General features: G+C 48.9%; 12 protein-coding genes. 3 read left to right on the forward strand and 9 right to left on the reverse strand.

What is annotated here, in order from left to right; translation table 11 throughout:
• Position 1: 1 nt before the first annotated feature.
• The 4 genes from G598_RS0107190 to rhaB all read right to left on the reverse strand — a co-directional run bounded on the left by G598_RS0107190 (position 2) and on the right by rhaB (position 4979).
• Positions 2 to 1345, reverse strand: coding sequence for an MFS transporter (locus G598_RS0107190; protein WP_026766390.1), 1344 nt, complete (start codon positions 1343 to 1345; stop codon positions 2 to 4).
• A 103-nt stretch (positions 1346 to 1448) separates the two neighbouring features.
• Positions 1449 to 2267: a rhamnulose-1-phosphate aldolase gene (gene rhaD / locus G598_RS0107195; protein ID WP_026766391.1), complete on the reverse strand. Its 819-nt coding sequence runs from the start codon at positions 2265 to 2267 to the stop codon at positions 1449 to 1451.
• Positions 2268 to 2283: 16 nt separating this feature from the next.
• Positions 2284 to 3543 (reverse strand): L-rhamnose isomerase, encoded by a 1260-nt coding sequence (locus G598_RS0107200; protein WP_026766392.1) that lies wholly within the window; start codon positions 3541 to 3543, stop codon positions 2284 to 2286.
• Between the two features lie 14 nt (positions 3544 to 3557).
• Positions 3558 to 4979 (reverse strand): rhamnulokinase, encoded by a 1422-nt coding sequence (rhaB, locus tag G598_RS0107205; RefSeq protein WP_026766393.1) that lies wholly within the window; start codon positions 4977 to 4979, stop codon positions 3558 to 3560.
• Between the two features lie 225 nt (positions 4980 to 5204).
• On the opposite strand from rhaB, the gene G598_RS0107210 reads away from it, so the two are divergent.
• Both G598_RS0107210 and G598_RS0107215 read left to right on the forward strand, forming a co-directional pair.
• Complete coding sequence (locus tag G598_RS0107210) at positions 5205 to 5963, forward strand: DeoR/GlpR family DNA-binding transcription regulator (RefSeq protein ID WP_026766394.1); 759 nt, start codon at positions 5205 to 5207, stop codon at positions 5961 to 5963.
• 76 nt (positions 5964 to 6039) lie between these two features.
• Entirely contained in the window at positions 6040 to 6351 is a 312-nt protein-coding gene (locus G598_RS0107215) for a hypothetical protein (protein WP_026766395.1), read from the forward strand.
• A 55-nt stretch (positions 6352 to 6406) separates the two neighbouring features.
• On the opposite strand, the gene G598_RS0107220 is transcribed toward G598_RS0107215, so the two are convergent.
• A complete protein-coding gene (locus G598_RS0107220; RefSeq protein WP_051180048.1) occupies positions 6407 to 7969 on the reverse strand; it encodes an alpha-L-rhamnosidase-related protein in 1563 nt (520 codons plus the stop codon).
• The gene (locus G598_RS17295) at positions 7953 to 9350 is read right to left on the reverse strand and encodes an MFS transporter (protein ID WP_051180050.1); all 1398 of its coding nucleotides are present in this window, start codon (positions 9348 to 9350) and stop codon (positions 7953 to 7955) included. The genes G598_RS0107220 and G598_RS17295 overlap by 17 nt, the downstream gene beginning before the upstream one ends.
• A 143-nt stretch (positions 9351 to 9493) precedes the next feature.
• Here G598_RS17295 and G598_RS0107230 point away from each other — a divergent pair, with 143 nt between their 5' ends.
• Entirely contained in the window at positions 9494 to 10555 is a 1062-nt protein-coding gene (locus tag G598_RS0107230; RefSeq protein ID WP_026766397.1) for an AraC family transcriptional regulator, read from the forward strand.
• 89 nt (positions 10556 to 10644) lie between these two features.
• On the opposite strand, the gene G598_RS0107235 is transcribed toward G598_RS0107230, so the two are convergent.
• The 3 genes from G598_RS0107235 to metG form a co-directional block, all read right to left on the reverse strand.
• On the reverse strand, positions 10645 to 11460 hold the full coding sequence (locus G598_RS0107235; RefSeq protein WP_026766398.1) for a G5 and 3D domain-containing protein: 816 nt from the start codon (positions 11458 to 11460) through the stop codon (positions 10645 to 10647).
• Positions 11461 to 11654: 194 nt separating this feature from the next.
• On the reverse strand, positions 11655 to 12434 hold the full coding sequence (locus G598_RS0107240; protein WP_026766399.1) for a TatD family hydrolase: 780 nt from the start codon (positions 12432 to 12434) through the stop codon (positions 11655 to 11657).
• Position 12435: 1 nt separating this feature from the next.
• Positions 12436 to 14385 carry a methionine--tRNA ligase gene (metG, locus tag G598_RS0107245; protein WP_026766400.1) on the reverse strand — a complete coding sequence of 650 codons (1950 nt, stop codon included), beginning with the start codon at positions 14383 to 14385 and terminating at the stop codon, positions 12436 to 12438.
• Positions 14386 to 14441: the final 56 nt, after the last annotated feature.

Consider the following 14441-nt stretch of genomic DNA (forward strand, 5'->3'; position numbering starts at 1 on the left):
CTTATTTATGCGCGACGGCATGCGCATGTGCTTCCGGCTCTACCAGCCAGCCATTTTCATCGATTTCATCACCATAGCGATCATGGGTGATTTCATCGAGGGTCTTGCCGCGGTCATCGCCGCCCCAGATGGCACCGGCCAGCCAGCTTACCACACAGAAACCAATCATCAGCACAGCAGCAATCTGGAAGCCCAGTGCCTCCATGATAAGCGGTACCGCAAAGCCCCAAATAGCGGCCGAAAATCTCGTCACAAAGAAGGTAAAGCCCTGCGCGGTCGCACGATAGCGTACGGGGAACAGTTCAGAACTCCAAAGCTGATAGAACTGCTGCTGCATGGAAAAGCCCCAGACAATCGTGAAGAAGAACAACATCCAGGTCTGCAGCATTTCACCGGGTAGTGCCCAGACAAACCAGCTGATAACCCCCAAGCCGGAGAAAATCGCGTAAACCTTACGACGATTGAACTTATCGGCCGTATACATAAAGATAATCGTGGTGACAATGCAAACGGCGAAATTCAGGGCCGTCATACCAAGTGCCATCGAATTGCTGAGATTGCCTACATGTTCATACACATAGGGCATGAAGAAACCATTGGTACTGGCAGCCAGATTCCAGAAGGCATAAACACAGACACACAGGGCTACCGTCTTAAAGCTGGTACCGCGGAGAATATCGGCATAGCGGACTTTTTTCTGCTTGATGCCGCGAGCAGCTAGTTCTGCTTCCTGTTTCTTGGCAGCTGCCCATTCGGTGGATTCCGGCATTTTAAGGCGCTGATACCAAATCCAGGCAGCAACCACAATCAAATGCGCAAAAATCAGGCGGTTACCCAAAAGGCCAAACATCTCATTCATGGGAATCGAGGCTGCAAACACAACCACGGGGCCAAGCATCCACGCTATCTGTGCCGAACCGCAGTGTTTTGCTCGATTTCTGGATGGTGCTTCCTCGGCGATAAATGTCCAGGAAGCCACCACATCAGCACCGACCATCAAACCGACAATTACATAACCCAAAAGGAACATCGGATAATTAGTTGCCAGACAGATAATGGCCACACCAATCATATAAATCAAAAGTGCCCAGTTATACACGAACTTACGACCATACTTGTCGCAAATCTTGCCACCGATAAGTGCACCTATCGCCGCACCACCGGTATTGGAGGATAATGCAGCCAAGAGCCCCATCTGCACACTGCTCATGCCCAGATAGTCCTGCCACATACTCAGGCCTGAAGCCCCCGCTACAATGGAGCCGGCATCAATGTAACTGATGAGACCGGCAATCAGGGTCTTTTTCCAGGCAGACATGTTGTAATCCAGTTCTACGTTTAACACTTCTTACCCTTCCTTTCGCTTCATAAAATTGTCAAGGCTTAAAAGATTTTGATAATTCCTTTTATTGTTACAGGGGCTTTCGCCCCTGCCGCAACCGTAAATCTTAATCCAGCAAATCGGTATTCAGGTCAATATTAAACTCTTTGGCCAAATCCAGGAAATTCTCCTTGGTGATGGTCTGTTTCTTGCCGCCCATGGAACGGACTTTCACACAGATTTCCGCGGCTTTTTCCACCGTATCCATCAGGCCAAAGGCTTCGTCGAAGTCATCGCCACAGACAAAGAGCCCGTGATGTGCCCAAACGACTACGCGATATTTTTCCATGAGTTTTGTTGACGCATCAGCAATGGCCTTGCCGCCGGGCACCATCCAGGGAACGACGCCCAAACCTTCCGGGAAAATCACGGGGTCTTCGGTCGCCATTTCCCAAAGTTCCCGAGTGAATTCCTTGTCGTTCAGCGGCAGAACAAAGGTCAAAGCAATGAGGTTAGTCGGATGGGCATGATAGATAATGCGGTTTTTGCCATCCGTCAGCTTCTTTTTAAGCTCATGATTCGCCAAATGGGTGGGCAATTCGCTGGTGGGGCGGCCGCCCTTGGCCAGCCCCCAGACGATCCCATAGTTTTCGCCCTTTTCATCAATTTTAATCAGGGCCACGTTTTCCTCAGGGGCAAGTTCTACATTGCGCATATACTTGCCGCTCCCCGTGACGAGGAAGTATTCCCCGGCCAGCCCCGGCACCGTGTTGCCGATGGGGAGCCATTCTTCTACCTCATGCAGGCAGTCCTTCACGGACTCCACTTCACTTGCCGGCACACGATAAGTCAGATTGCCGCCATTGCGTTCATGCCAGCCTTTCTTGAATGCATCTGCGGTCAGGCGGATAAAGCCTTCCATAAATTTTGCTGCTTTGATATCCATAAAACTACAACTCCTATCAAATGCGCTTTAACTGCACATTTTCCTCATATTCTTCAATCTGACGGAACCATTCGCCATCCTGCGGTGCACCATTGCGGCTGCAGAACTCTGCCCAAATATCGCCGAGCGGCAAGGTCTTTAATTCTTCCTGCACCACCATCAACTTGCTGAACTGGCCTTTATCCTGCAGGGCCTTGAGTTCTTCTACCGGCTGCAACATGGCAAAGAGCAGGGCCTTCTGGAAGTTACGGTAGCCGACAGTCCAGGCCGATACGCGGTTAATGGAGGCATCGAAATAATCCAGAGCCATCTTCACCCGGCCATCCAGGCCGCCGCAGCGTACGATTTCCCGGGCAATTTCCTTCGTTTCATCATCAAAGAGCACCACATGGTCGCTGTCCCAGCGCACAGGCCGTGTTACATGCAGAGCGATTTCATCAAAGAAGGTCAGCAGAGCCGGAATCTTGTCACTGACCACTTCCGTGGGATGATAATGACCGTTATCCATCAGTGGAATGCACTTATCCTTGTTCATGGCGGCATAGGTCAGCGAGAACTCGCCGCTGCCGGCGGTATAAGATTCCACGCCAATGCCGAAGACCTTGCTTTCCACGCAGGGTTTTACCTTGTTAAAATCAAAGGGTTCAGAAAGAATGGCGTCAATGCTTTCCTTATAGCGCTTGCGAGGGCCAAGGCGGTCGCCGGGAATATCCTTGAAGCCGTCACCGGTCCAAATGTTCATGACACAGGGCTGTCCCAGTTCCTCCGCCAGATAAGAGCTGATACGGATAGAGGCCTTGCCATGCTCAATCCAAAATTTGCGCGTTTCCTCATTTGCGGAAGACAAGGTCAGCGGGTCGCATTTGGGATGGGAAAAGAAGGTCGGATTAAAGTCGCAGCCCAGGCCTCTTTCCTTGCAGAACTGCACCCATTTGGCAAAGTGTTTCGGTTCGAGCTTATCCCGGTCTACCCATTCGCCCTTGTCGAAGATAGCATAGCTGGCATGCAGATTCATCTTGGGCTTGCCCGGCACCAGACTGATGACCTTGTCGATATCGGCCATCAGTTCTTCCGGCGTGCGTGCACGCCCCGGATAATTACCCGTGGTCTGGATGCCGCCGGTCAGCGGTTTATTCGGGTCTGTATCAAAGCCCCGCACATCATCCCCCTGCCAGCAATGCAGGGAAATGCTGACGTTTTTGAGTTTTTCCAAAACCTTTTCCACATCAATGCCCAGGGCAGCATATTTTTTCACAGCTTCTTCAAAACGAGACATCTTCTTACCTCCAGTTAAAACGATAATTTTCCTTCCACAGGCGAAACCGCAAAGGATTTTGCCACCACCTGCCGGGCTTCATGCAAGTCGGCAAAGCAGTTGTCTTTAAGCATCTGTGCCATTAAATTGCCTACAGCCGTCGCCTCTATGGGGCCGGCATAGACCTCTTTGCCCGTTTCCGTTGCCAGCAGGGCATTCAGGAACTTATCCTGGCAGCCGCCGCCCACCACATGAATCCGGGAATATGTTTTGCCCGTGAGTTCCTCAATCTCTGCCACGGTCTGCGCATAACATCTGGCCAGGCTCATGTATACGCAATACAGGATTTCGCCTTCTGTTTCCGGCACTTCCTGACCATGTTCCCGACAATAATCCTTTATCGCGCCAATCATGCTTTCCGGTGCCAGGAAACGGTCATCATTCACATTGACCACTGAAGTGAAGTACCTGCCGATATAGGCCAGCTGATAAAGTTCTTCAAAGGTGTACTTATGCTTGAATTCACGCCGCAGGGACTGCATCATCCACATGCCCATGATGTTTTTCAGATAACGGTAGCGGTAATGATAGCCGCCCTCGTTGGTAAAGTTATGCTCCCGGCTCTTTTCCGTACAATCGGGAATCAGTCGTTCGATGCCCATCAGCGACCAGGTGCCGGAACTCAGGAAAATCGCATCCTCAGCACTGGTCGGCACCGCCATGACCGCCGCACCGGTATCATGCGTGGCCGGCAAGACCACTTCAGTCTGAAAACCAGCCTCGTTGGCAATCTCCGCTGTTAAGCTGCCTACCACATCTTTCGGCATATGCAGCTTGCCAAAGATTTTGGTCGGCAGGCCCAATTTTTCCAGCAGTTCATAATCCCAATCCTGCGTCTCAGCATTGACCAGCTGCGTGGTTGTCGCATTGGTATATTCATTGACCATCTGCCCGGTCAGCAGATAATGCAAATACTCCGGAATCATCAGGAAATGTTCTGCCTGCGCCAAAAGCTCCGGCTGCGTCTTTTTTATCGCCATGAGCTGATAGATGGAATTAAAGAGCTGCTTTTGAATCCCATTGCGGCTATACAGCTCGCTTTCGCCAATTACCCGGTAGACTTCCTCGTCCATACCACGGGTTCGGCTGTCACGATAAGCGACGGTATCGCCGAGCAGTTTTCCCTCCTTATCCAACAAGACGAAATCAACGCCCCAGGTATCAATGGAAAGGCTTGCCGGAATGCGGTTCAACTTCCCGCACTCCTTGATTCCGGCCTTTACCTCATTGAATAGATGTTCAATATCCCAGCAAAGATGACCGTTTTTCCTGACCAGCTTATTTTCAAAACGATAGATTTCTTCAATGCGTATCTTGCCGTTTTCCAGCCAGCCCAAAATATGCCGCCCGCTGGAGGCACCGATATCAATGGCCAGATAATATTTACGCTGTGCCACTTTCTCAACTCCTCGCGCCAAACTCATCTTTAATCCAATAATGTTGTTTTTGTTTGTTTTGTTTGGACTTGTTTTTGTTTACAACCCAATAATACAACACAATAACAGAAAAATCAATAGTAAATACAGATATTTTTGTGGTTTTTTCTGTTTTTATTTTTGTTTCCTTGCGTATTCACCTGTATTTCGCTATAATAAACCCATAAAGCAAGACGAGGTGATTGTATGTTAGGTATTGAACGGCGCCAATTAATTATGGATAAAATTCAACAGGAAAAGAAAGTCTATGTCTCCGAGCTGAGCCAGCTCTTTTCCGTGACGGAAGAAACCGTGCGGCGGGATTTGGAGAAGCTGGAAGGCGAAAATTTCCTGCGCCGCAGCTACGGCGGGGCTGTACTCAATGAGCAAAAAGCCAGCGAGGATTTATCCTTCCTCAAACGCAGCACCATCAACAGCGAAGACAAGGAATATATCGCCCGCAAAGCTCGTGAACTCATCAGCGATGGCGATACCATCATGGTGGATTCCAGTACCACCTGTCTGGCACTGCTACAACAATTAAAAGAGCACAAAAACATCACCATTATCACCAACTCCATCCGTCTGGCCTATGACTTTGCGGCGGCCCCCTTCCGCATCATCTCCACTGGCGGCAATCTGCGGCCCAACTCACTGGCACTTACCGGAGCCGCCACCTGCAATGCACTCGAGCGCTACTGCGCCGACATTGCACTCATCAGCTGCAAAGGCTTACACCAGCAGTTTGGCGTGATGGAATCCAACGAGGACGAGTCCGTAGTCAAACAGGTCATGCTGCAGCAAGCAAAAAAATCCCTGCTGCTCCTCGACCACTCCAAATTCGACAAAACCGCCTTTGTCAAGACCTGCGATTTACAGGATATTGATACGCTCGTCACCGACAAGCAGCCCGATGCTCAATGGCAAAAACTGCTGGTGCAAAAACAAGTAACACTTATCTGTTAAAATCCTGCATTATACAAGCAGGATTTTCCCCCTTCCGCATAGAATACATAGCACACAGCGAAAAGGAGGGAATTCCATGGAAAAGCTAATCGCCGTCTGGCTGTTAAAGCGCGGCTATGCCGATGATGTTGAACAAGGGATACGCTTTGCCGAGGCTTTGGCAAAGAATGAATGTACAGAGGAAATGCTCGAAACCCTCGGACATAATATTGATGTATTTATGACCGTTGGCGGCCCGGTTACCGCCGAAAACCTCATGCCGTTCATGCAGGAAAAATACAACATGGCACAAAAGCTCATCAAGTTCTGGAGCGAAAATCCCAAAGACACCAACGCCATTTTCTTCTTTAATGAATGCAGGAAAAATGGTATTGAAGTTGAACAGTAAAAAATGGGGATGTTGCAGAAGTGCGAAATCACTTCTGCAACATCCCCGTATTTTTTTATTCCACTGCAACACCGCAATATTTGCGGATAAAGTAAGCAGGCGTGCAACTCCAGGCATGGCAGTAGCTTTCAATTTCCTTAGCACCATAGGGCGAAAAATCCCGCGCATCAGGATTGAAGGACTCATAATAGGTATCTGCCCCCTCTTGCAGCATTGCCCCCCAATAAGCTTTCATATGCGCAAATGCTTTATCCTGAAAACGACATTTACAAAGCGCTTCCAGATAAAAATGATGCATAAAAGGTGTCTGCGGCTTAAACGGCAAACGGTCCAGCTGCAACAGAAGTCTCCGTGCTTCCTCTTCCGGCAAAACACCCGCAAGGACGGCCCAAATTTGGGAGTGCCATGATACCTGTCCAGCTTCACCACTGCGAAAAACTTTTTTATCCTTGTCATAAAGCCGCATAATTGCTCGTTTCGCTTTTTCCATGCGCGTAAAGAACCCTTGTTTCTCCTCATTTCGTCCCAAGACCTCTGCCAGCCAGGACAATTTTTCCAGTGCCAGAATAAACACTGCCTGCGCACTGCATTGCTTATTCAGCCCCTCGCCCCAGTCAATAAAGCACCACCAGTCCGCAGAATCCTTGACCAAACCATGCTCATCCAATCGTTCACTAGCGATTTCCACCTGTCTTTGCGCAGTCGCATAAAGTTCCTGCAGCGTTTCCTCATCGCCAGTATATTTATAGTAGTCATAGAGCGTGAAGATAAAAAATAAGGCATAGTCAAAAAGATAGATATCGTCAACCTGAAGCCGAGGGCGCACAAAAAGCGTAGCGCCCACACGGCCTTCATTCTGCCGCAAGCCTGCAAAAAGATAAAGACATCGTTTAACCAAATCCGTATTCCCGAAGGTTAAATAATTGGTCTTGGCCTGCAGGTAAAGGTCTCCTAGCCACATGCGCCGGTCGCGCTTGGGCCCATCTTCAAAAACATCCTGCATACATTCATGCAAAGTCCAAATACCAGCCTTGTCTAATTGACACAGCTCGGTGTCCTGCGTATCCGGAGCTTTTACCTGCAAGATATCGGCCGAACTAACACAGCGCGTATCGACGTTCTGCAGCACCAGCTGATATTTAGGTGAAATCGCCAGAATCTTTATCTCTACATAACGAAAAGCATAACGACGTGGCAGTTTTATGGTGCAGGGAAATTCATCTACATGTATTCTTTCCTGCTGCAGCCAGCTGGCCGTAAGATTTCCCTTGTAGTTTTCCAATTGAGCCCCAAGTTCCAGTTCCTTTTCGCCAAAGGATAGTTCAAGCAATGCCGGAGCATCCGGCGGACTCCCCTCTGTGTCAAACGAAAAACGCACATACCCTGTAACATGATGACCAAAATCCAGTCGAAGTACGCTGCCCTCGTGCAAGGAAGGAATACTTTCCCCAGCAGCTTGCCATTCCCCCCCATCAAGAGATATACGCATGGGGGAAGCCATTGTTTCCCGTAACAGCGGTTTTAGTTCTTGGGCTTTTTCTATAAACACAGGATTAACCGTCATCTGAAATCCCGGCAAAGAATTTGTACTGGCCATATCTTTACCCTTTCTGCTCACAAAGCTCAGCTTCGTTCATATCCACATCTTCCTGCTGGCGGCGTGCGTCCAGCTCAGCTTTAATGCGCGGATATTCCTCATCAAGATTATAACGGCTCATCGTCAACATGGAGAAGACAAGCAATATCGCCGGCAGATAAACGTACATCGCCTGAATCGCCCAAATAGCTTCTTCACCTTGTACAGCCAAACTGCCGTCATAGCCACTCACCGCGAACAACAGCCCGGCCAGGCCGCCTGCAGCTGCCTGAGCACATTTCCCCAGAAAACCATTTATGGAGGAAAGCGTACCTGCCGTATTTACACCCGTCTTCCATTCGCCATAATCCACTGGGTCGGCTTGTATGGAAAAATAAATGCTTTCCTTCGCTCCATAACCAGCAGCCATAACGAAAGCGCCCGCCAGGATAATGAGTTCATTCCTGCCGCCTGCCCAAAGCACAGCCAATCCTAAAAGCTGTACCGCAGCAGACCAAAGAAACAAACGGCATTTCCCCAAGCGCTTGGCCAGATAAGGAACCAGGAAATTTACCGCCATGGGCACAATGGACATCATGCTGGCTACTGTAGCGGCCAAAGCCGTACTGCCCACATAGTATTTGAAGTAATAGATAAGGGCCCCCGTCTGCAAAAAGAAACCTGTCCACATAAAGAGAATATTGAAGGCAAATATCTGCCATGGGCGATTTGCCTTCAATGAGCGCAAAGCATCGCTAAGCGTCACTTTCGCAGGGGAAGCACTAACGCCAATCTCTCGAATGGATGCAAAGGTAAAGAAGAAAATTAAGCAGCCAACAATACCAAATATCAGCATAACATCATGGTATCCCTGCGCCTCATTGCCCCCGCCTAAATATTCCACCATCGCAAAAGAGCAAGCACTAACAACACCCGCGCCCAAAAAGCCAAAGAACTTGCGCGCAGTAGAAAGATTTGTCCGTTCCTGCGCATCGCTGGAAAGTGCCGGTAAAACCGATGCCAAGGGAATATTGACCACCGTGTACATAAAAGAAAGTCCAATATATGTAACAAAGGCATAAATAAGCCGTCCTTCTCCAGAGAGATTCGGAACCGTAAATGCCAGCACGGCAAATAGGGCAAAAGGCACAGCTCCAAACAAGAAATACGGTCGGGACTGTCCCCAACGGGTATGTGTACGGTCTATTGCATACCCCACCAGCAAATCGGTAACACCATCAATAATACGGGTAATAACAAACATCAAGGAAATTGAAGCGGCATTCAGCTGCATAATATCCGTGTAGAAAAATAAAAGATACAACGATATCATTTGCCAGATAAGATTGCAGGCAAAATCCGCACTGCCATAGCCTATACGCTGCCGCCATAGACTGAACTTCGATGAATTCTGTTGTTCCATTAGATATACCTCCTCGTAACACTGCTCTAACTATAGATTATATTAAATGTTTTCTGAAAAATGTGTAATGGCTGCGTTTAATCAATCTAACTGACTTTTTTTATGAACTATGCTAGAATAAGACAAAACAGGAGGTTAACGGTATGGATAGTTCATTGGCAATACTACAACAGCAATTACTGCAATTAAACGAAGATGAACGCTTTTATAAAGCCTGCCACGAGGCCAGACAAAAAGGCACACTTCATGACTTTTTATCCCAGCAGGATATGAGCGCCCTAAAAAAACGAAAACTTATCATCGAAGAACAATTGCCTGACTACAATAAAGCCGAGCTGGTTGACGAAGAATATTTTGCTGCGGCCAGCCGCAGCGCCGTCCACCTGTCCAAACATAATCGCTACACGCCTGCATTTTGGCATACGCATGTATTCTTTGAAATCATCTGTGTGCTTACCGGAGAGGCCCGACACCAAATCAATGGCGAATCCATGACACTCCGCGCTGGAGATTTTTGTCTCGTCTCCCCTGCTGTCCCCCACAGCTTATATGTATGCGATGATAATAGCTTGGTTATCAATCTTTTGCTGCGGCGAAAAACACTGACGGATGTTTTCTTCTCCATTATGCAGGACGACAGTCTCATCGCCGCATTTTTACGCAACAGCCTGTATCAACGCGAACACTCCAATTATCTGCTGTTCCAAACGAGTGAAAATTCCCCCTTCCTCCAAATGATATTAGAAATGTTTCAAGAGCAAATCCGTGCCGACCGGTATAGTGACCGCATCATCAGCGGAATGGCAACGGTATTCCTAACCAAATTAGTGCGGGATTTTGGCAACAGCGTGCAGGGAAAAAGCATCAAAGGCACCAAGGAAGCAGCCCAGCTTCTTTTATATATTCTGAACCATTTGCAAAACGCGACGCTAAAAGACGCTGCCCAACAGTTAGGCTATTCCGTCCCCTATTGTTCCCGCATGGTAAAAGTATGGACCGGCAGTACGTTCAAAGAACTGGTATTGGATATCCGTTTTGAACGAGCCGTCCGGCTCTTGGAAGAAACGGTACTCACTATCGGCGAAATCAGTACAGCTACAGGTTATGAAAATCCGGAAAATTTCATGCGCATGTTTAAGAAACGATTCGGCTTGACACCTACTGCATATCGTTGTCACTACTCGACTAGATATAATCACGGCTAAACATATAAGCATTTCATCCAGCTTGCTTTGCATCAACAACTTAGATAGAAAAAATCCTGTTGATTCTGCTCGAATCAACAGGATTTTTCTTATGCCAGCACATAAACCTCGATGTTTCTCCGACCGAAGTTCATACACTCGCCGTAAGATTCCATGCACAGGTCTACCTTCTGTCCACGGATAGCGCCGCCGGTATCAGCGGCAATGGCCACGCCATAGCCCGGAATGTACACTCTGGAGCCCAAAGGAATAACGCCGGGATCTACGGCCACTACGCCGCGGCGGGCAGGAATGCCTGTCGCCGTAATCCCTGAGCCACTTCCATCAGTTGGCAGATAAGCCGTTGCTTCCATGGTGTAAACACCGGTGTAATGCAGATTCCCCAATTCCGTCTGCACCATGGGTCGCATTTGTTCTTCACGCATACGCTGCAGTGCCTCGCGTTTTTTGGCACTGTCCGTCACTACTATGTCTAAGTTCGTCTGAATTTTCGCATCTAGTCCCAGAGGCGTTTCCACATCCTCCAGATTATAACCCAACTCAATCAGGGCGTCGCCTACGGTCTGCTTGCTGGTCATCACGCTCTTGGCCTGACCATTATACGTTACCGTTACCGGAACCGCGCGGTAAACGGTGATTTTCGTGTTCTTGCCATCTTTTTCCAAATGGTATTCATCGTTGGCTCTAAGTTTCACGCCATTTTTTCCTAAGATAAACGCTGGATTCGTATGATTGGTCGTGGTCTTGATGGTCTTGCCATCTGCCACAATGGTTACCTGGTGCCAATCGTCTGGCAGCGAGGTATTGGTAAACCCCGTTGTCATCATCATCATAATGGCCAGCGCCATGCACATTACGACCTTTTTTTCTTTATGATTGAATGCTAACAGCTTCGTTAAACGCATTGAAAGCCCCCTTCAAAATTTTGGTGAAGAACTTCGCGTAGTATAACATGGGATTTAATACCTTGTCAAATCTCATGCTACTATTCTCCCACATTTAGCTGAAAAACACATGAAAAATGGGAATAAAAAAGCGGTGAACGGTTATTTTTATAATCCGTCCACCACTTTCGCCTAAAAACAGGCATATTCCGCTTTTAGATGGCGTATAATTCCTCAGCATTGATTGAGGTTTGTTTTGCCACGTTTTCCACTGAAATCCTCTTGATTTCGGCGACTTTCTCCGCCACATAGCGGACAAAAGCCGGTTCATTTTGCTTGCCACGCATGGGTACAGGTGCCAAATATGGGGCATCGGTTTCCACAAAAATGCGTTCTAAGGGAAATTTTTCCACAATCTCGGGAAGTTTGGCCGCATTCTTGTAAGTCAGCGGCCCATCTACGCCGATATACCAACCCATTTTACAGATTTCCTGAGCCATTTCATAGCTGCCGGAAAAGCAATGCAGAACGCCTCGCAATCCCTTGGCTTCCTTTTTCAGAATCGCCATGGTATCACCATGTGCCTCCCGGTCATGGATGCAGACCGGCAGATGCAGCTGACGGGCCAAATCCAGCTGATGAATAAACATACGCCGTTGGAGCTCCCGTTTGGCTTCGTCCTTTTCCCAATAATAGTCAAGGCCGATTTCACCAATGGCCACCACCCGTTTTTCTCTCGTCCAGGCAGCGAGCTGTTCATCATCAGCCGTACCCAGCTCATAGATTTCCTCGGGGTGAATGCCCACACCGGCATATACACCATCATGGGCAGCAGCCAGCTCCACCGCCTTGGCAGAGGATTGCAGCGTATCGCCCATATTGATTAACCGGGTAACACCAGCCTCTTTAGCGCGGGCGATAACTTCGGCTTCACTGCCGGCAAATTTTTGGTCGTTCAGGTGGGTATGGGTATCCACCAAAGTAAAATCGGCCATTTTAGCGCACCGTAGAACCGACAGGCATATCTACAGACAGTACCTTCAATTCGTCACCCTGTGAAGCAGCCAGTACCATGCCGTGAGACACAATACCGCGAATCTTGGCCGGTTTCAGATTGATGACCATAACGACATTCTTGCCCACCAATTCCGCAGGCTCATAATGTTTGGCAATGCCGGACACGATTTCGCGCTGTTCATCGCCCAGATCCACCGTGAGTTTCAGGAGTTTTTCCGTCTTGGGCACAGGTTCAGCCGCCAGGACCTTGACCACCCGCAACTGAATCTTGGCAAAATCGTCAATGCTGATTTCTGCATCATCAGCAGCCTGTTCCTTCTTAGCCTCTTTCTTTTCCTGCTTGTTTTTCTTAGCCGGTTTTTCCTGTTTGGCCGGTGCTTCTTCCTTTTCTACTTCGATGCGTGGGAAGAGCTGTTCCGGCGTGCCAACCTTGTGGCCGCCTTCGATGCCGCCCCAAGTCTTGATATCATCCAGCTGAACATCAGCAAACTCGCCCGACAGGTTAAGCTGCTGCCAGATGCGCTCTGCAGTAATGGGCATAAACGGGCTGATCAGCACGCTGATATGGCGCAGGGATTCAGCCAAATTGTACATGACGTTAGCCAGTTCCTGTTTCTTGCTTTCGTCCTTAGCCAGTGCCCAGGGAGCCGTTTCATCAATATATTTGTTGGCCCGGCTGATAAAGGCCCAAACCTTCTTGATTGACAGGGAAAGTTCCATCTTTTCCATGTTTTCGGCAAAGTAAGCAACCGTTTCAGCGGCGTCAGCCTTGAGGCTCTTGTCCACTTCGCTTTCGCCCTGCGGAGCAGTCAGTATGCCGTTCTGGAACTTGCCCACCATGTTGAGGGTGCGGTGCAGCAGGTTGCCAAGGTCGTTGGCCAAATCGCTGTTGATGCGGCCAATCAGGGCATCACGGCTGAAGTTACCATCCTGACCGAGGTTGATTTCCCGGAGCAGGAAATAGCGGATAGCATCAGCACCGAACTCGTCAATGAGGCCAATGGGGTCGATGACATTGCCCTTGGACTTACTCATCTTGTCACCATCGACAATCAGCCAGCCATGGCCGTAAACCTTTTTCGGCATCGGCAGGTCGAGAGCCATGAGGATACAGGGCCAGATGATGGTATGGAAACGCACGATTTCCTTGCCCACGAGGTGCAAATCAGCCGGCCAGTACTTGTTGAATTTCTCCTGGTCATCGAGGAAGCCAATCGGCGTCAGGTAGTTGGTCAGCGCATCGAACCACACATAGATAACGTGCTTTTCATCAATGGGTACCGGAATCCCCCAGTCAAAGGACGTACGGGAAATGCAGAGGTCTTCGAGTCCCTGCTTGATAAAGTTAATCATCTCATTGCGGCGGGATACCGGCTGAATGAAGTCTGGATGTTCTTCAATATAGGCGAGAATCTTATCCTGATAATTGCTCATCTTAAAGAAGTAGGCTTCTTCGGAAACCTCCTGCACAGGACGGCCGCAGTCCGGGCAGCAGCCGTTTTCATCGAGCTGATGTTCCGTCCAATAGCTTTCGCAGGGCGTGCAGTAAAGCCCCTTGTAAGAGCCTTTGTAGATATCGCCTTTTTCATAGATGCGGCGGAAAATTTCCTGCACAACCTTTTCATGGCGCTTTTCCGTCGTGCGGATAAAGTCATCATTACTGATATTGAGCTTCTGCCAGAGATTTTGGAAGCCAGCCACGATTTTATCCGTGTACTCAATGGGCTTAATACCAGCTTCTTCGGCCTTCTGCTGAATCTTCTGGCCGTGTTCGTCCGAACCAGTCAGGAAAAATACATCATCCCCGGCCAGACGGTGGTAGCGGGCAATGGAATCCGCAATGGTCGTGCAGTAAGCATGACCGATGTGCAGCTTGGCACTGGGATAGTAAATCGGCGTGGTAATGTAAAATGGTTTCTTTTCAGACATGGAAAATGATCCTCCTTATATTGCACCCGCAAATGATTCGGGCGTTGTATCCGCTG

This window comes from Selenomonas ruminantium subsp. ruminantium ATCC 12561 (assembly GCF_000424065.1).
In the GTDB taxonomy this organism is placed as follows: domain Bacteria; phylum Bacillota; class Negativicutes; order Selenomonadales; family Selenomonadaceae; genus Selenomonas_A; species Selenomonas_A ruminantium.